Annotated in this window: 16 protein-coding genes; 8 read left to right on the forward strand and 8 right to left on the reverse strand. The window is 44.4% G+C overall.

Annotated features, from left to right (window positions below; all coding sequences use genetic code 11):
* Positions 1-77 precede the first annotated feature (77 nt).
* From GKZ87_10710 to GKZ87_10735, 6 genes are all read left to right on the forward strand, one after another.
* Complete coding sequence (locus GKZ87_10710; protein ID QSI25916.1) at positions 78-914, forward strand: P-loop NTPase; 837 nt, start codon at positions 78-80, stop codon at positions 912-914.
* Positions 915-1,304: 390 nt separating this feature from the next.
* Positions 1,305-2,606, forward strand: coding sequence for an adenylosuccinate synthase (locus GKZ87_10715; GenBank protein QSI25917.1), 1,302 nt, complete (start codon positions 1,305-1,307; stop codon positions 2,604-2,606).
* Between the two features lie 149 nt (positions 2,607-2,755).
* Positions 2,756-4,027 carry a type I glutamate--ammonia ligase gene (locus tag GKZ87_10720; GenBank protein QSI25918.1) on the forward strand — a complete coding sequence of 424 codons (1,272 nt, stop codon included), beginning with the start codon at positions 2,756-2,758 and terminating at the stop codon, positions 4,025-4,027.
* A gap of 50 nt (positions 4,028-4,077) precedes the next feature.
* On the forward strand, positions 4,078-4,653 hold the full coding sequence (locus GKZ87_10725; protein QSI25919.1) for an ANTAR domain-containing protein: 576 nt from the start codon (positions 4,078-4,080) through the stop codon (positions 4,651-4,653).
* A 34-nt stretch (positions 4,654-4,687) separates the two neighbouring features.
* Complete coding sequence (locus GKZ87_10730; GenBank protein ID QSI25920.1) at positions 4,688-6,292, forward strand: CTP synthase; 1,605 nt, start codon at positions 4,688-4,690, stop codon at positions 6,290-6,292.
* A gap of 143 nt (positions 6,293-6,435) precedes the next feature.
* Positions 6,436-7,845 (forward strand): amidophosphoribosyltransferase, encoded by a 1,410-nt coding sequence (locus tag GKZ87_10735; protein QSI25921.1) that lies wholly within the window; start codon positions 6,436-6,438, stop codon positions 7,843-7,845.
* A 528-nt stretch (positions 7,846-8,373) separates the two neighbouring features.
* On the opposite strand, the gene GKZ87_10740 is transcribed toward GKZ87_10735, so the two are convergent.
* Together GKZ87_10740 and GKZ87_10745 are read right to left on the reverse strand one after the other, a co-directional pair.
* A complete protein-coding gene (locus GKZ87_10740) occupies positions 8,374-9,804 on the reverse strand; it encodes an adenylosuccinate lyase (protein ID QSI25922.1) in 1,431 nt (476 codons plus the stop codon).
* A gap of 39 nt (positions 9,805-9,843) precedes the next feature.
* On the reverse strand, positions 9,844-10,548 hold the full coding sequence (locus tag GKZ87_10745; protein ID QSI25923.1) for a phosphoribosylaminoimidazolesuccinocarboxamide synthase: 705 nt from the start codon (positions 10,546-10,548) through the stop codon (positions 9,844-9,846).
* 283 nt (positions 10,549-10,831) lie between these two features.
* On the opposite strand from GKZ87_10745, the gene GKZ87_10750 reads away from it, so the two are divergent.
* Positions 10,832-12,166: a DUF1727 domain-containing protein gene (locus GKZ87_10750; GenBank protein ID QSI25924.1), complete on the forward strand. Its 1,335-nt coding sequence runs from the start codon at positions 10,832-10,834 to the stop codon at positions 12,164-12,166.
* Position 12,167: 1 nt separating this feature from the next.
* The gene (locus GKZ87_10755; protein ID QSI25925.1) at positions 12,168-12,908 is read left to right on the forward strand and encodes a glutamine amidotransferase; all 741 of its coding nucleotides are present in this window, start codon (positions 12,168-12,170) and stop codon (positions 12,906-12,908) included.
* Positions 12,909-13,580: 672 nt separating this feature from the next.
* Here GKZ87_10755 and GKZ87_10760 read toward each other — a convergent pair.
* The 6 genes from GKZ87_10760 to GKZ87_10785 all read right to left on the reverse strand — a co-directional run bounded on the left by GKZ87_10760 (position 13,581) and on the right by GKZ87_10785 (position 19,634).
* A complete protein-coding gene (locus GKZ87_10760) occupies positions 13,581-14,285 on the reverse strand; it encodes a peptidase (GenBank protein ID QSI25926.1) in 705 nt (234 codons plus the stop codon).
* Positions 14,286-14,451: 166 nt separating this feature from the next.
* Positions 14,452-14,736: an HU family DNA-binding protein gene (locus GKZ87_10765; protein QSI25927.1), complete on the reverse strand. Its 285-nt coding sequence runs from the start codon at positions 14,734-14,736 to the stop codon at positions 14,452-14,454.
* A gap of 120 nt (positions 14,737-14,856) precedes the next feature.
* Entirely contained in the window at positions 14,857-16,335 is a 1,479-nt protein-coding gene (spoIVA, locus tag GKZ87_10770; GenBank protein ID QSI25928.1) for a stage IV sporulation protein A, read from the reverse strand.
* 93 nt (positions 16,336-16,428) lie between these two features.
* Complete coding sequence (locus GKZ87_10775) at positions 16,429-16,611, reverse strand: (2Fe-2S)-binding protein (GenBank protein ID QSI25929.1); 183 nt, start codon at positions 16,609-16,611, stop codon at positions 16,429-16,431.
* 256 nt (positions 16,612-16,867) lie between these two features.
* Positions 16,868-18,460: a peptide chain release factor 3 gene (locus tag GKZ87_10780; protein QSI25930.1), complete on the reverse strand. Its 1,593-nt coding sequence runs from the start codon at positions 18,458-18,460 to the stop codon at positions 16,868-16,870.
* Positions 18,461-18,632: 172 nt separating this feature from the next.
* On the reverse strand, positions 18,633-19,634 hold the full coding sequence (locus tag GKZ87_10785; GenBank protein QSI25931.1) for an NAD(P)H-dependent glycerol-3-phosphate dehydrogenase: 1,002 nt from the start codon (positions 19,632-19,634) through the stop codon (positions 18,633-18,635).
* Between the last annotated feature and the right edge of the window lie 5 nt (positions 19,635-19,639).

Here is a 19,639-nt window from a genome sequence, read left to right on the forward strand (position 1 = left end):
GCGAAAGCATTGGAAAACAACACAAAAAGTTGTAAAATAAGATAGGTTATATTGTAAAGGATAAGGAGACTGTTACTATGAGCAATTGTAATTCATGCCCCAGCAAGGGAACCTGTGGTAAGCAGGCGGATAGCTGTGGTATCCAGAATAATGAACGCAATAAAATCCGTCATGTCATCGGTGTGATGAGCGGCAAGGGCGGTGTTGGAAAATCCAGTATGAGCGTACTGATGGCAAAGGAAATGGCCAGAAGAGGATATAAGGTCGGTATCATGGATGCCGATATCACCGGGCCAAGCATTCCCCGTCTGATGGGACTTGAGCATGCACAGGCATTCGGTACCAACGATGCCATTGAGCCGGTTGTCGATAAGGACGGTATTAAGGTCATGTCTTTAAACTTCTTAATGGAGGATGAAAACCAGCCGGTTGTCTGGCGCGGGCCAATCGTGGCAAATGCTGTCAAGCAGTTTTGGACGGATGTGGTCTGGGAAGAGCTGGATTATCTGTTTATTGACATGCCGCCGGGAACAGGAGATGTCGCACTGACCGTATTGCAGAGTCTGCCTGTCAGCGGAGTCATTATGGTATCTACACCGCAGCCGATGGTATCTATGATTGTTTCTAAGGCGATCAATATGTGCAAGCAGGTCAAGATACCGGTACTTGGTATCATTGAAAACATGAGCTATGTTGAATGTCCGGACTGCGGAAAACGGATAGAAATTTTCCAGCACCGCAATGTCGAGGAATTTGTAAAGGAAAACGAAGTGCCGTTATGGGCAGAGCTTCCGATGATGGACAGCATTTCCAGAATTTACAAGGATGATGACTTTGACACGGCAACAGCAGAGAAAATGTATTCCTGGATCAAGCCGGCTGCCGATAAGCTGATGGAAACGATGGAAAAATAAAAAGCTTATACAACAGGGAAGTCCTGATATGCTGTACACCAGCATATGTCAGCTTCCTTTTTTTCTATGCAAATGATTCTAAGCCAGATTGCTATATCATGGTCGTGCTAACTCAACTTCTTGCAGATTGCAATATATAAGAGACAGGGTGGTGTCAAGCATGGACGATGAACGTTCGTATAAGCGCTGAGATTTTTTCTTCATGGTAGCTGGAAGCCATAACAGTCGTCTGCATATTCTGAAATATCCAGCGGAAATGCTTTCATAAATCACAGATGAAACAACTTTCAAAAAAAGATGTTTATTTTTTACATGAAGTGTGCTATATTAGTAAAGGATTTTTTTAAAAGTATCAAGCTGCTTTGAAAATACCCGTGAGGAGGAATTTTTATGCCAGGATATGTAGTCGTCGGAACCCAGTGGGGGGATGAAGGAAAAGGCAAGGTTGTTGATTATCTGGGGTCCCGGATGGATGCGGTGGTACGCTTTCAGGGAGGGAATAATGCAGGTCATACGGTTGTCGTTGAAGATGTACCTATGGGCCAAAACCACAAGGTGGTGCTGCATTTACTGCCCAGCGGTGTGCTTCAAAAGGCTGCCTGCATCATCGGCCCCGGAGTCGTCGTTGATCCCTTCGTCTTTCTTGAAGAAATCAAACAGCTGGAGGATCGCGGTTTACAAACCGATCATGTAAAAATCAGTGACTGTTCCCACATCATTATGCCATACCATGTACGTCTGGATGCCCTGATTGAAGCAAGTCTGAAGGATCATAAAATCGGTACAACGAAACGGGGAATCGGTCCATGCTATGCGGATAAATATTCCCGTCAGGGACTGCGTATGGGAGATCTGCTTGATTTTGAAAGCTTTAAGAAAAAGCTGAAAATTGCAGTCGATATGAAAAATGTCACCTTCCAGAGGGTATATGATGATCCGGGCTTTTCCTATGAGGAGCTGGTTCAGCAGTTTGCACAAATAAGAGAGGCGCTGCTGCCTCGCATCATCAATGCTCAGATTGAAGTCAATCAGGCACTGGATGCAAATAAACAGGTATTGTTCGAGGGCGCGCAGGCGGCGATGCTGGATATCAATTACGGAAACTATCCGTATGTGACCAGCTCCTCACCAACCTCAGCTGGTGTTTGTACCGGGGCAGGTGTTTCACCGAAAAAGCTGGATGTTATCATCGGTATTGCCAAGGCATACTCCACGCGTGTCGGAGAAGGCCCGTTTGTGACCGAGCTGTTTGATGATATGGGAGAATGGCTGCGTAATCAGGGACATGAGTTTGGCGCAACCACCGGACGGCCAAGACGCTGCGGCTGGCTGGATGTCAATGTTGTACGCCATGCGGCTATGATCAACGGGTTAACAGATTTGGTCATTACCAAGCTCGACATACTAAGCGGATTAAAGAACATCAAAATGTGTGTTGCCTATGATGTAGACGGCGTACGCTATGATTATATCCCGAGCAATATTGAGGATTTATATAAGGCAAAGCCGGTCTATGAGGAGTTTGACGGTTGGGAGGAAGACATTTCCACAATGAAAACCTACGAGGAGCTGCCTGAGAACTGCAAGACCTATCTGCGCCGTATTGAGGAGCTGTGCCATACGAGAATCTCGATGATTTCCGTTGGCCCAGAGCGTAACTGCAATATTTATCTTCATGAAATGCTGAAATAGGAATTGACAACTGCACTGCATTTTTGTAATATATTACTGTTATAGGAACAAAGGCGTTCTACAGGTGGAAAACATGGCTTTTCCGGATTTGTAGACGCCTTTTTCGTATAAGTAACCAGATGCCACACAGGATAGTAAGGAGGATGCATATGGTAACAAGTGAACGTGAGATTATGGAATTTATTGAGGAATACGATGTGAAATTTATACGCCTTGCCTTTTTTGATCTGCTTGGTAATCAGAAAAATATCTCGATCATGCCACAGGAGCTGGAACAGGTGTTTGCGCACGGTCTGAGTTTTGACGCCAGTGCGATCAGCGGCTTTACTCTTTGCTCTGCAACTGCGGGCAGCTATACATCGGATTTGTTTCTGTTTCCGGATATTTCAACACTGACAATTCTTCCATGGCGTCCGCAGATTGGACGTGTTGTTCGTATGTATTGTGAAATCCGCTATCCTGATGGCAGCATATTTGAACTGGATGCACGTTCATTGCTGAACCGTTTAATGAAACAGGTCAGAAAACAGGGATATCAGATCATGGCCGGTACGGAATGCGAATTTTATCTGTTTGAACGTGATGAAAATGGAAGGCCGACGCTGATTCCCTATGATGAAGCAGGATATTGCGATATCGCCCCCCTGGACAAAGGAGAAAATGTCCGCAGAGAAATCTGCCTGGATTTGGAGGAAATGGGAATCCTCCCGGAACGCTCCCATCATGAGCAGGGGCCCGGACAAAATGAAATTGACTTTCGGTTCGACGAGGTTGTCACATGTGCCGATAATCTGATGAGCTTTCGCAATGTCGTGGATATGGTCGCTCTGTCAAACGGTTTAAAAGCCAATTTCCAGCCAAAGCCACTGCAGCAGAAGCCGGGAAACGGTCTGCATATCAATCTGTCCCTGTTTAAAAATGGAAGCAATCTGTTTGCACAGGATAACGGCAGATATATGGAGGCATTCACAGCGGGTATTCTGCGGCGTATTCGTGAAATCACAATATTCCTTAACCCGGAAAAGGAATCCTATCTGCGCCTGGGAGAGGATAAGGCTCCCCGCTATATCTGTTATTCCTGCAGCAACCGCTCCGCACTGATCCGCATTCCGGCGGCAGAAGAACGCCGTACACGGATTGAGGTGCGCAGCCCGGATCCTTCCTGCAATCCGTATCTGGCACTTGCCCTGCTGCTATGCGCAGGTCTGGAGGGCATGGAGGAACAGCTGCATGTATCTGCTGTCGATGAAAATGTATATTTTCATCACGAGGGACTGCAAAAGCTGCCGGTATCCCTAAAGGAAGCCATTGAGCTTGCCAGAAACAGCAGCTTTATTAAAAAGGTACTGGGAGAGCACCTGCTTCAGGAATTTCTGAAGATCAAAGAGGCAGGCTCCTGCTGTACAGACAATAACATATAGCAAAATTATTGATACAGCGTTAGGGTTGAAACAGGAAAGGGGAGATGGTCATGTTGAATGTCATGCTGGTGAGTGCAAGTGATAAGACAACGGGCTTTCTGAAGGATTTTCTGAATATGGAAGATGCAATGAATATCACAACCTGCAAAACAGCTTCCAAAGCACGCAGAACCGCACTGGAAGCTGCCTTCGATATGATCATAATCAATTATCCGCTTATGGATGAAACAGACTATGCGCTGCCGCAGGATCTGGCAGAAAAAAGCGATGCGTCTATCATGATCATGGTATCTGCAGAAACCTTTGACAATATCTGCGATAAAATGGAAAAAGCGGGTGTCTATGTATTTTTAAAGCCTGTCAATAAAACGGTGCTTCTCTCCGTGCTGCGTTTTGCGATTCTGACACAGAAGCGTCTGCGCAGCATCCGTGTAAAAAACCGCTCTTTAAAGGATAAGCTTTCGGAAATCAAAATCATCGACCGGGCTAAATGTCTGCTGATGGAGCAGGAGCAGCTGAGTGAGGCACAGGCACACCGCTATTTGGAAAAGCGTGCCATGGATACCCAGCACAGCCGCCTGCAGGTGGCACAGCAGCTGCTGGATAAATATCAAATAAGTGAGTAATCAGGATGAAGGAATATATAAAGGAAGGTCATATATGAGTAAATTTATATTTGTAACCGGTGGTGTTGTCTCCGGTCTGGGAAAGGGCATCAGCGCTGCATCCCTGGGAAGACTGTTGAAGTCAAGAGGATTGAAGGTAACAGCTATGAAGCTGGATCCGTATATCAATATCGATCCGGGAACAATGAGTCCTTATCAGCATGGGGAAGTGTTTGTGACTGAGGATGGCAGTGAAACCGATCTGGATCTTGGACACTACGAACGCTTTATTGACGAAAATCTGAACCGCTACTCAAATGTGACAACGGGAAAGGTATACTGGAATGTCCTGAATAAAGAGCGGGAAGGAAAATACCTGGGGGAAACTGTACAGGTTATTCCGCATATTACCAATGAAATCAAGGATTTCATTTATAAAGCACAGCAGGAAAGCGATGCTGATATCATGATCTGTGAGGTCGGAGGTACAACCGGGGATATTGAAAGTCTTCCTTTTCTGGAAGCGATCCGTCAGGTTGCACAGGATAAAGGAAGGGAAAACTGTTTGTTTCTTCACGTGACGCTCATTCCTTATCTGGAAAGCAGTCAGGAGCATAAATCCAAGCCGACACAGCATTCTGTCAATCAGCTGCAGTCCTATGGAATTTTCCCTGATATTATTGTCGCCCGCTGTAATCATCCGCTGGAGGAGGGAATACGGGATAAGATTTCACTGTTCTGTAATATTCCAAAGGAGTGTGTCTTTGAAAACCGGACAATGCCTTCCTTATATGAGGTGCCATATATGCTGCAAAAGCAGGGGCTGGATGATATCGTCTGCAAAAGATTCCATATTACGGCACCAAAAGCCGATTTAAGCTCCTGGAGCACGCTGATTGCACAGGCATCTGAATGTAAAGAGGATGTGACAATAGCACTCATCGGGAAATATGTCCGTCTCCATGATGCATATCTCTCCGTTGTGGAATCACTGTATCATGCCGGCTTGAAAAACAGGGTAAAGGTACATATCAAATGGATCGATTCTGAAAAAATTACCCCTGAAAGTATAGAAGGGCTGCTGCAGGCTTGTAACGGCATTCTGATACCCGGAGGATTTGGAACGCGTGGCATTGAAGGTAAAATACTGGCTGCCACCTATGCCAGAGAGCATAAAATCCCATATCTGGGAATCTGTCTCGGTATGCAGATTGCAGCGATTGCCTTTGCACGTACAGTGCTGGGCTTTGAGGATGCCAATTCCTATGAATTTAACCCGAATAGTGAGCATTTGATAATCCATTATATGGCAGATCAGAGTGATGAGCAGGATCTGGGCGGCACAATGCGTCTGGGCGCATATCCGTCCAGCATCCATCCGGGTACACAGCTGTACCGCGCCTATGGGACAACGGAAATTTCCGAGCGCCACCGGCACCGCTATGAATTTAATAATCAGTATCGTGAACAATTTATTCAGCATGGAATGGATATCACAGCTACCTCGAAGGATGGCTCATTAGTGGAGGCTGTGGAAATCAGCGCACATCCGTTTTATGTCGGTGTGCAGTTTCATCCGGAATTCAAAAGCAGACCCAACCGTCCGCATCCATTGTTTACGGATTTTATCGCCTATGCAAAGGCAAATAAAAAGCAGTAGCTGACTGCTGCTTTTTTCGTGGATAAAAAAGGGAAAGACGTATGAAAGAGCTGTTTTGAAACATGACACTGTAAAATAAAATGTATAATATGAAATACCAGCAGTTCAGATTATTTCAAACGCAAAAAAGAAAGGATGAGATTATGTTGAAAACAGAGGATTGGATGCAGGCAGATGATCTGCATGAGGAATGCGGCGTATGCGGGGTATATCACCAGGAAGAGGCTGCAGCACTGTGTTATTATGGTCTTCATGCTCTGCAGCACAGAGGACAGGAGGGCTGTGGTATTGCATGTTCGGATGATACGCTGCTGCAGCTGAAAAAGGGGCATGGATTGGTTCGCGATGTATTCCATGAGGAGGATATCCAAAAGCTGAACGGCCATCATGCGATCGCGCACGTACGCTATTCTACAGCAGGTGGAAATGAGACGGAAAACATACAACCATTGCTCGCCAAGCTGACTAACAATCCCTTCGCTGTGTGTCATAACGGACAGATTGTCAATGCACAGCGCTTGAAGCTGGAGCTGGAGAAGCAGGGCAGTATCTTTCAGGGCACCAGTGATAGTGAGATCATCCTGCATCTGATTCAGCGGGAAAGCGGCACCTTTATCGAACGTATTCAAAAAGCCTTTGCCCGATTGGAAGGGGCGTTTGCCGTTTTGATTTTGTGTTCGGATACCATCTATGCCATACGGGATCCCCATGGGTTAAGACCATTATCGTATGCGGCTTTGCAGGACGGCTATTGCATCAGCTCGGAAACCTGTGCCTTTTCCGTGATGAATGCAACGCTGCTGGATGATGTACAGCCCGGAGAAATTGTGGCCTTTACACCGCAAGGAATTCATAAAACACGCTATCATGAAGAAAAAAGCAGACATATGTGCGCCATGGAATATGTTTATTTTTCCAGACCGGACAGCGATGTTGAGGGAATCAATGTGCATGATGCCAGAAGAAGAAGCGGCGTGGTCATGGCGCAAAAGGATACCGCACTGGAAGCTGATATTGTTGTTGGTGTACCGGATTCCTCGATCTCTGCGGCAATCGGCTATGCACAGGAAAGCGGACTTCCGTATGAAATCGGTCTTATTAAAAACCGCTACGTGGGACGCACCTTCATACAGCCAACACAGGCACAGAGGGAACGCGGTGTGAAAATGAAGCTTTCTGCTATTCAGGCTATTGTGAAGGACAGACGCATCGTAATGATTGACGATAGTATTGTCCGTGGTACAACAAGTAGAAGAATCGTCCGGTTGTTAAAGGATGCAGGCGCAAGGGAGGTGCATGTGCGTATCGCCAGCCCTGCCATACAATATCCATGCTTTTACGGTGTGGATACCTCATCCAGAGAGGAGCTGATCTCCGCACGAAAGAATGTAGACGAGCTATGCGCCTATCTGCATGCGGACTCCCTGAAATTCCTTGCGATAGAAGATTTGTATACAGCTTTTCAAACTACACATTTATGCTGCGCATGCTTTAACGGCAGCTATGCAACACCGCTGTATGATTATGAACAAGCTGACAAAAAGGAACGATAAGGCAGCTGTAAGCCTGCTTAGTATTTGTATAAGCTGAATCTATATAAATAATGTTGAAGGTCTGATTTTGGGCAGATAGCTCAGGGTCAGATCTTTTCTTGTATTATCATCAAATAGCAGGCAGTTATACAGGAGTGTTCCTATTTGCCCAATCTCTTATAAAGAGCAGCTCCAGCGTAAATCAAGTGGCATTCTAGTTTGCGTACTCATCTTGTGTTTGCTATCATCCCGTCTTTAACACTTGATAAAGCAGAAAAGGGAAGGGGGAAGACTCTTTCTAATTCTTGCTATAAAAGAATCAACCATTGATCCTTTTGTATCTCATGTTTCCTCCTTGTAGCTTTAAAGTTAAAAAGAAGAAAGGAGGTCAAGCTTGCTGGATGCTGTTTTGCACATATATGTAAGGCTGCTGATTTTCATTCATCCATTTTTACATAGGCATAAAAAAAGAGCTCTGTATATAAAATGCAAAGCTCTTTAATCTATCTATGTTATCTATGTGGAATGATAGAACTAAGCAGGATATGCTTATACATTGATTTCCGCATGAAGGCCCAATGCATCCTTTTCAGCCTCCAGGATTGGATCAATGCATTCATTGAAAAATTCTGCTGTCTGACTTGGTGCACGTCCAACAAAATTGATTGGAGACATGATTGCTTTTAGCTGCTCCATATTCATCGGGAACATGTCATCCGCTGCAATACGCTCCAGCAAATCATTGTCCAGCCCTTCCTCCTTCACCACCTTGCCGGCAGCCATGGAATGAACACGGATTCTCTCATGCAGCTCCTGACGATCACCGCCTGCCTTCACTGCATCCATAAGAATCATTTCTGTTGCCATGAACGGCAGCTCCTTCATCAGGTGGGCTTCGATGACCTTCGGGTACACCACCAGACCATCTGTAATATTCAGATAAAGATCCAGAATACCGTCAACTGCCAAAAAGGCCTCCGGAATACTGATTCGCTTATTTGCGGAATCATCCAGTGTACGCTCAAACCACTGGGTAGCTGCTGTAATTGCCGGATTTAAGGTATCCGCTATTACATAATTCGCAAGGGAAGCCATACGCTCACTGCGCATCGGATTTCGCTTATATGCCATCGCACTGGAGCCGATTTGTCCCTTTTCAAACGGTTCCTCCACTTCCTTCAAATTCTGAAGCAATCGAATATCATTTGAAAATTTGTGCGCGCTCTGTGCAATAGAGCCAAGGGCATTCAATATACGGGAATCCACCTTACGGGAATATGTCTGCGTAGAAACAGGGAAGGATTTCTCATAGCCCATTTTCTGCGCTACCATCTGATCCAGCTGCTTTACCTTTGCCTCATCATTGTCGAATAGCTCCATAAAGCTTGCCTGGGTACCGGTAGTGCCTTTACAGCCGCGCAGCTTTTTGTTTTCCAGAAGAAAGCAAAGCTCCTCATAATCCAGCAGCAGATCCTGTGCCCAGATTGCCGCACGTTTTCCAAGCGTTGTCGGCTGTGCCGGCTGAAAGTGGGTGAAGGCAAGCACAGGCAAATCCTTATGCGCCAATGCAAATTTTTCTAACTCGGCAAGCACATTCACCAGCTTTTTCTTAATCAGCTCCAACGCTTCATACATGACAATCAAATCAGTATTGTCACCGACAAAGCAGGAGGTTGCACCCAAATGAATGATTCCCTTGGCATTTGGACATTGCTGACCATAAGCATATACATGGCTCATTACATCATGACGGACGATTTTTTCCCGTTCTTTTGCGACATCATAATTGATATCCTCTGCATGTGCCTTTAATTCCTCAATCTGTTCCTGTGTAATATCAAGACCCAGTTCCTTTTCGCTTTCCGCAAGTGCGATCCATAGCTTTCTCCATGTACGAAACTTCTTATCGTTGGAGAAAATACGCTGCATTTCTTCACTGGCATAGCGCTGTCCCAGAGGACTTACATATCTGTCGTTCATCCGAAAACATCCTTTCTATGTAATTCTATAATCTGTATATTAAATTCCCAGTCTGCGATATACTTCCTGGTATGCGTCCTCTACATTGCCAAGATCTCTTCTGAAGCGATCCTTATCCAGGTGATCATGTGTGTGAATATCCCAGAAACGGCAGGTATCCGGAGAAATCTCATCAGCTAAAACGATGCCGCCCTTATAGCGTCCAAACTCCAGCTTAAAGTCTATCAGTTCGATATCCACAGCGGCAAAGATGCTTTTCAGCTCCTCATTTACAGCAAATGCCAGCCTTGTAATCTCGTCGATTTCCTCCTGTGTGGAAATACCGACAGCAAGTGCCATGTAATCGTTGATCATAGGATCTCCTAAATCGTCATCCTTATAGCTGAATTCCAGAATCGGACACTTCAGCTCCATACCTTCCTGCAGTCCCATACGTTTAGCGAAGCTTCCGGCAACCTTATTACGTATAATGACCTCCAAAGGAACGATTTCCACTTTCTTTACAAGCGTTCTTCTGTCATCTAGCTCCTCCACCAGATGCGTAGGGATTCCTTTTTCCTCCAGCTTCTTGAATAAGAAGTTCGTCATTTTGTTGTTGACAGCACCCTTTCCAAGAATTGTACCTTTTTTCTGACCGTTGAAAGCCGTAGCATCATCCTTATAGTCAACAATGACCTGATCCGGATTCTCTGTCGCGAATACTTTCTTAGCTTTTCCTTCGTACAGCATTTCTAACTCTTTCATTCTGTTCTTTTCCTCCTGCTAGTTAAAAGTTAACTTCAGTGCAAGAATGGGTTTTTCTGCCCTTTTTTCTTACCATATTATTATAGGTCAGCCCCTCATGCAAGTCAAGAATGCGCCGGATATTTGAAAACATTTTTCATTTACAAAGGATAAGTTTATGAAAAACGGCATAACCAGGGAAAAACTTCACCAAAACATCTTTTTTTCCTGTATAATAGAGAAGTGTTTTAATATTTGAAGGGATGGACATCCTATGAGTAAGGTATATACAGGAGGCTGATTTATGACGACGTTTGCAATACTGATAACAAAGCTGGCCGGGGCACTGCTGCATCTGATTCACCGTGGCGGATCGCTCCCTGGACAGATCGGACTGAAGCTGTGTCCGGATATAGTAAAAAGACTGCGTATTGATTGTCCGCTGATTCTGGTTACCGGGACCAACGGAAAAACTTCCACCAGCAACATGATCGCGGCGATGCTGGAGCAGGAGGGCAGAAGGGTTGTAAACAATCGTAAGGGAGACAACCTGAAGGAGGGAATCACAACCGCACTGTTACTGAACACCACATTGGGAAAAAGAGTACAGGCTGATGCAATCGTATTGGAAGTTGACGAGTTGAATATTCCATTCATTATGAAAAATCTGAAAGCGGATGCACTGGTGGTGACAAATTTCTTCCGTGACCAGCTGGATCGTGCCAGAGAAATGGAGCAGCTTATTGTAAAAATTGAACAGGCGATATCTAATTTTGAGGGAACCCTGATTTTGAATGGCAATGATCCTAATGTTGTACGATTGAAGGATGCTGCACATAAGGCAAGCATGCTGAGCTTTGGTATGGAACGCTGTTCTTCCAGCAGTGAGACTACAAAGGAAGCAAGTGAAGGAAAATTCTGTCCGCGCTGCGGAAGCCGCCTGGACTATGATTTCTATCAGTATTCACATATCGGTGTATTTCATTGCAGCGGCTGTGATTTTCAGACACCGAAGCTGGATGCTGCCGGTTGTGTAATTAGTATTCCAGAGCGAACATTTGTTTATGACGGAAAGGAATTTAATGCACCGCAGGGTGGTCTGTACACAATGTATAACTGTATGGCAGTTCTTGCGGTCGCCAAGCTGCTGTCTGTAGATACAGCATATGCGGCAGCGGCCTTCTCACATATCAAGGTTCCGGATGGACGCAATGAGACCTTTACATATAAAGGAAGCAGCTGCATACTGAATCTGGTGAAAAATCCAACAGGGGCAAATGAGGTCATGAAGGTAATTGAAGAGGATGAGGATGAAAAAAGTATTCTAATCATACTGAATGACAATGCACAGGATGGTACAGATGTATCCTGGATTTATGACACCTTTTTTGAAAAGCTGATGAAGGATACCACAAAACGTATTATTGTGTCTGGAAGCCGTTGCTATGATATGGCACTGCGTTTGAAGTATGGCGGGTATACACAGCATATGGAAGTGCAGGAACAAATGAAGGAGGCTGCAGCAGCTCTTATGGAAGCTAAAGAAACAAAATATGTCATTGCGACCTATACCGCGCTACAGCCGATACGTAATATATTGCTGAGTCTCGGTGTGCAGGAAAGCAAGGAAGGTGTGTAATATGAAGCTGAACGTATGCTGGATGTATCATGATATTATGGATCTATATGGTGATAAGGGAAATATGATGGTTCTGCAAAAGCGCTGTGAGGACCGTGGTATTTCAATAACGATTGACACCCTAACCATCGGTGATAAGAAAGACCTTTGTGCATATGATCTCCTCTTTTTAGGCGGAGGTGCGGATAAGGAACAAATGATGCTGATAGATGATCTGCTTTCCAGAAAAGAGAATATCCAAAGGGCGATGGAGCAGGGGACCTTTGTACTGCTGATCTGCGGAGGCTATCAGCTTTTCGGTCAATACTATATCAGTGCGGATAATGAAAAAATTGAAGGCTTGAAGTTCTTTGATTATTATACAGCAACCGGCAGCAACGGTACACGCTGTATCGGTAATATAGCTATTCGCTGTAACTTGGATGGTTATGAGTTTACAGCGGTTGGTTTTGAAAATCATGGTGGACAGACATGTAATGTCACTGCTCCGCTGGGTTCTGTAATCAGTGGCTATGGAAACAGCTTTGAGGGCGGACAGGAGGGCTTCTATAACGGAAGTGTGCTGGGAACCTATATGCATGGCCCTCTGTTTCCAAAAAATCCGGAAATAGTAGATTTTGTGATTTATAAAAGCTTGAAAAAAAATCATCCGGATATCCGTCTGGAGGATTTAGCAGAGCTGGATGATACACTGGAGCATAAAGCGAAAGAAACAATGCTGAAACGTCTTCAGGTGCAATGATAGTTTCATTTAACGAAGAACAGTCAATTCTCACGGAAGTTGGCTGTTTTCTTTTCTTCAATGACCAATCAGACCTTCACGCAAAACATTACATAATATACATTATGCGAAGTAATAACAATCATTGCATTTAATCTTCAGATCATGATCGGCATAGGTTTCTTTCATTTTTACTAAATATCTATTTCACTTTCACTAAGATTTTTCATTTGCAGTAAAAAATCCTTTTGGTTATCCTCCGCACTTAATGCCTTAATTTTTTGCGCTGCTTACAACACATATAAATATCGCATACATCTATACCATCAACGTATTGTATCCAATACGGCATCCCCTTCACGTAATTGCATCCGCCACAGGTCTCAGGATAATGCTCACATAAATCGCATTGTACTCCACAAACACTTATTGTTCTTGTCTTTATTGCTTCCATTGCAATCTCTCCTTTTCATGATAAACTATGTTATCTTTACAATCTAACCATAACATACATTGGCTTATTTTACCAATCATTCGTTTTTCATTCTCTCCTTTCTTCATCCATTTTTAGGTGGTTCCTCAAAGAGCATACTACCTGACTTAGTTAATTTAGATATGATATATAAGATATTATTGTTCTGTCAATATTTCATCCGTTCATTAAAAAAGAATCCTCCAGGATTCTTTCATCAACTAATCATCATTTCTTCTTCCAAGCACAATCAGCAGTATACGCAGTATCTGTACGAGTGTAGAAAGCACAGCAGCAACATATGTGAAGGCTGCAGCCCGCAGCATCCCCTTTACATCGTAACGCTCACGATCGCTTATCATTCCATACATGGCAAGCTGTTTAACGGCTCGGGTGCTTGCATTGAATTCCACAGGCAGTGTGACGATTTGAAACAGCAGTATAATGCAGATCATAGCGATTCCTGCATAGAGAATCACCGGTGTGCTTGCGAACAGGAACAATCCCAGAACAAGAACAACCCATCCAAGCTGTGATGCAATATTCGCCATTGGTAACAGACGGTTTCTGAGTCCGATAGCACCATAATGCTCCTTATGCTGAATGGCATGGCCAACCTCATGCGCCGCCACACTGATCGAAGCGATGGAAGTATTGTAGTAGATATCTGGAGAAAGCCGTACAACATGATGCACAGGATCATAATGATCGGAAAGCATACCGCCCTTGGCAACCTCCACATGAATGTTTTGAAGATTATTCATATCCAGGATTCTGCGTGCAACCGTTTCTCCGGTAAGCCCGTGTTCATTGGGAATCTGTTTATATTTATGATAGGCTGCCTGTACACGGGATTGTGCAAGCATGACAACGGCAAACGCTAATATATACAAAATATACTGAGACATATAGGAGTTATTAAACATAAGTATCCTTCCTTTTCTACATATATGTGTTAGTTATTATATCACATCTATACAGGAATTATCAGCAGGATTGCAGAAAGTTTTCTGATATGCATACATGAGCCTTACGCATGGTAAGAAAAAAAGGATACCTGTATGATGATTCCAGATATCCGTTTTGAGCCTACTATTTTACTGCTTCCTTCAATGCTTTTGCAGCTTTGAATTTTGGCGCTTTTGAAGCGGCGATTTCAAGAGGTTCCTTAGTTGCAGGGTTGATTCCCATACGTGCAGGACGTTCGCTGATTTCAAATTTTCCAAAACCAGAGATATCAACTTTTCCGCCTTCAGATAAAGTCTTTGCGATTTCATCAAAAACGGTTTCAACTGCTACAGTTGCATCTTTCTTTGTCATTTCTAATTTCTCAGCAACGACTTCTACTAAAGCTTTTTTATTTAAAATTTCACTCATGTTCATTACCTCCAACATAGCTATATGATACCATCTGGAAGCTCATATTTCAACATTTTTCTCAAAAAAAGATAGTTTTAAATACCCTTTGTTTTTGCGGTTTTTCAAATGTCGGTAAAACTAGAGAACAATAGCAATGACGTTGCCTTTTCCCTTGTTTACCAGCTTCGTCAGGATGTCCTGAAGTCTTGCTCTTGCGGCTTCTGGTATCATGGACAGCTTGGCATTGAGACCGTCGCGAATCAGATCCGACAGCTTTCGCCCGAAGATATCACTATCCCAGATGCTCTGGTCATCACTGCCGTCATCGCGCAGCAGATAGCGGATTAGCTCCTCACTTTGCTCCTTACTTCCGATAATCGGCTCAAAGGTGCTTTCAACATCCACCTTGATCATATGGATGCTTGGTGCTATAGCTTTCAGCTTCACACCATACCGACTGCCCTGCTTGACGACCTCTGGCTTGCTCAGCTGAATATCCTGCAGGGATGCACTCGCAAAGCCATATCCCGTCTGCTTTACCATCTTTAATGCACTTTCCACAGCATCATACTCCCGCTTTGCTTTAGTGTAATCCTGCATCAGGGAAATCAGCTCGGCTTTATCCTTGATCTCATGACCGATAATTTCCTTGAGAATTTCGTTATATAGTCCCGGCTTCACCGTGATATCAACATTTACGATGCCCTGTCCGGTATCGATTGTCGCCAGATTGCTGCCATCGATATATTCATTTTCATTTAATACATCTGTGATATTTTCAACCTCACGAAGCCGATCCACACTGGACATGCTTTCCTGAATCGTATCATGAAAACTTTTCTTCAGCCAGTGATCATCACTTAATACGGCGATCCACTGCGGCATATTGATATTGATTTCAGATACCGGGAATTCATATAATGCCTCTCTTAAAATATCGTGCACATCTTCTTCACTCATATGGTTGACGGCAATAGCCAGAACCGGTACCTCATATTTTTCCTTCAGCTTATCCACTACCGCCTTACAGGCAGGGGCATTTACATCGGCGCTGTTGACGACAACGATAAACGGCTTTCCAATAGCCTTTAATTCATCAATGACCTCCGCCTCTGCTTCGATATATGCCTCTCTGGAAAGATCGGATATCGTTCCATCTGTCGTAACGACAATACCGATCGTGGAATGATCCTGAATAACCTTCTGTGTTCCTGTCTTGGCAGCTTCATTAAAAGGTACAGGCTCATCATTCCATGGTGTGCGTACCATACGGATACCATCTTCATCCTTATAGCCCTTTGCCTCCGGAATGACGTAGCCTACACAGTCCACCAGACGGACATTGACGGTAAACCCGTCATCAAATTCGATGGTTGCGGCATTATTCGGCACAAATTTCGGTTCGGTGGTCATAATTGTTTTACCGACTCCTGCCTGCGGCAGTTCGTCAATCATGCGTGATTTTTCAAATTCATCACTGACATATGGAATAACAGCCTTTTCCATAAACTCCTTGATGAACGTTGATTTGCCGACGCGTACAGGACCCACGATCCCTAAGTATATATCGCCACCGCATCTTTGTGCTATATTCTTTAAAATCTCTGTGGTATTCATTGTTTGTCCTCCCTTAGTCATTCTAAACTTATGATAAAAAGAAGCACTTTATGACTAAACAGACAAAAGAAGAAAAAGAAAAAACAGACGATTTCATCTGTTTCTCAGTAATTGATCAACAACGGATTCCAATACATCATTACAGGCTCCGCAAACAGTTCCTGCTCCGGTTGCATCCTGCACCTCCTGAAAGCTGTTCGCCCCTGCCTCAATCGCTGTTTTAATGTCCCGTACAGAAACACTCATACAGGTACATACGATATCTTCATCATGCATATAGTTACACCTCACTGTAACATAGCATACCCCGATGTATAAGGGGTTATACATTCTTTTAAAAGCAGGTGTATTCCATATACGAGCTCGGATGAGGATGCTTTACAAAAAAAATACGACAGCTAAACACAAACCAGAGGATACAGAACAGAATTATCGCATAATAATATCGCATAATAAAAGGAAGAACCGCTTCCTGTAAAGGCAGTTGTTCCTCCAATATGATTTTCAGCTTTTATGCTTTGTGCTACAGCAGTTATTCTGCAGTTCCCACATCACTCAGGGTCAGTCCCTTATTCTGTTCCAGCGCCCATTTAATTCCCCAGTTATTCATGAATATAATCAGATTTCTTCCCTTCAGATCACGTACCCGCTTGGAATCACTGGTTAGATTGAGCGTATTAGGATCAATGCTTTGATCATCTATCCAGCGGACACATTGAAACGGCAGAATTTCCAGCTTGATGTCTACATTGTATTCACTCTTCAGGCGTTGCTCCAGTACATCAAACTGCAGGACACCGACACCGCCGACGATAATTTCCTCCATACCGATATTGATTTCCTGAAATACCTGAATCGCACCCTCCTGTGCTATCTGGGTGATTCCCTTTGTGAACTGCTTGCGCTTCATTGTGTCTCGTTGTGTAACTCTGGCAAAATGCTCCGGGGCAAAGGTTGGTATTTTTTTGAATTCAAATTTCATTGTAGGATCACACAGGGTATCACCGATCGAGAAGATACCGGGATCAAAAACACCAATGACATCACCGGCATATGCCTCCTCGACGATTTCGCGATCCTGTGCCATGAACTGCTGGGGCTGTGAAAGCTTGATTTTGCGGTTTTGCTGCATATGCATCACTTCCATCCCCTTCTCAAAGCGTCCGGAACAAATACGCATGAAGGCGATACGGTCACGATGCGCCTTGTTCATGTTTGCCTGGATTTTAAAGACAAAGGCAGAGAAGCGCTCATCCATCGGATTGATTTCCCCCTGTGAGGATTCTCTTGGCAGCGGTGAGGTTGTCATATCAAGAAAATGAGAGAGGAACGGCTCTACACCGAAATTGGTTAAAGCACTTCCAAAGAATACCGGTGTCAGCTCTCCCTTTGAAACCAGCTCCTGATCAAATTCCGTACTGGCAATATCGAGCAGCTCACTATCCTCACGCAGCTGTTCAAAAAAATGATCTCCCAAAACCGTACGGAAGGTTTCATCCTGCAATGTCCCCTCGCTTACCTCCGCAGCCTTTTGTCCGTGATCCCCGCCATGAAAGGCGATGATACGGTGATGATCCCGTTCATAAACACCCTTGAATTCCTTACCGGAACCGATGGGCCAGTTCATAGCATAGGTGGAAATACCCAATTCACTTTCAATATGCTCCAGCAGCTCAAAGGGGTTCATGGCAGCACGATCCATTTTATTGATAAACGTAAATACCGGAATCTTACGCAGCAGGCAAACCTTGAACAGCTTCTTCGTCTGTGCCTCGACACCCTTGGATGCATCAATCACCATAACGGCAGAATCCGCAGCCATCAGAGTTCGATAGGTATCCTCGGAAAAATCCTGATGGCCCGGAGTATCCAGAATATTGATACAGAAATCCTTGTATTCAAACTGCAGTACCGAGCTGGTAACTGAGATCCCTCTTTGCTTTTCGATTTCCATCCAGTCGCTGACCGCATGCTTGTTTGCTTTCTTTCCCTTTACACTTCCTGCGGAAAGAATTGCACCTCCATACAGCAGCAGCTTTTCCGTCAGCGTGGTTTTTCCGGCATCCGGATGTGATATGATGGCGAAGGTTCTCCGCCTTTGTATTTCATTGACATAATTCGTCATACAGCTTCCTCCTATGGTTCTATATTTGTAAATATACTCGTATCATTTTTATATAAAACATCCTCATCTACATGGTGATTCCTCCAATACGGTTAGATGACTAGCGTTTTTTATTATAGCATACCCCCTGCTTAAAATCCATAAAACCAAAAAAAATGACGCCTTTTCAGCATCATTCCTTCATTTCATGTTTTAAATCACGCAGCATCAGATCTCTTGCGGATTGCTGTGGATTTTTATCCTCATATAATACCCGGTAGATTTCCTCAATAATCGGCATGTCGATCTGCTTTTCTTTTGCGACCTCGTAAACTACCTTTGCCGTTCGTACACCTTCTACTGTCCTGGTGTTATTTTCCCAGAAATAGCGTGCACTGTTATGAGTGCCGATTTCATAACCGGCCTGAAAGTTGCGGGAGTGTACACTGGTGCAGGTGACAATAAGATCACCGATTCCGGTCAGCCCCATAAAGGTCTCCCTTCGTCCACCCATTGCGACACCATAGCGGATCATTTCCGCAAGACCCCGTGTTATAAGGGCAGCCTTGGTATTATCACCATAACCGACGCCGCTTAGAACACCGCTCGCAACAGCGATTGCATTTTTTAATGCCACGCCAATCTCGCTTCCGATTTCATCATCCTGCCGATATACACGTAGGTATTCATTGGAAAACAGCTCCTGCACAATACCTGCAGCCGCTTCCGACAGAGATACCGCACAGATGGTTGTCAGCATCCGCAAAACAACCTCCTCCGCATGGCTGGGTCCGATTAAGGATACGACACTTTTCAGCTTATTGGCAGGGAGAAAGCGTCGAATGACATTGGACATACGCTCGTTCGTATCCGGATGAAAGCCCTTTGAGGTATTGACGACAATCACCGGCTTTTCTACCAGCGCACCGATTTTCACACACATTTCTTCCACTGCTATGGTTGGTACGGATAATACAATCAGATCCGCATCCCGAACAGCCGTAAGGTCTGTTGTTGCCTTCAGTTGCTCATGCAGCGTCACCTTGGGAAAAAAACGGGAGTTTTGATGATGAAGATTGATATCGTCAATTTCCGCTGGATTCTTACCCCAAAGGATCACATCTCTTGCATTATCAACAAGTACCTGTGCAAGTGCAGTTCCCCAGCTTCCGCTTCCGATTACTACCGTTTTCAAGTTGA

This window comes from Erysipelotrichaceae bacterium 66202529, from assembly GCA_017161075.1.
GTDB lineage: Bacteria > Bacillota_I > Bacilli_A > Erysipelotrichales > Erysipelotrichaceae > Clostridium_AQ.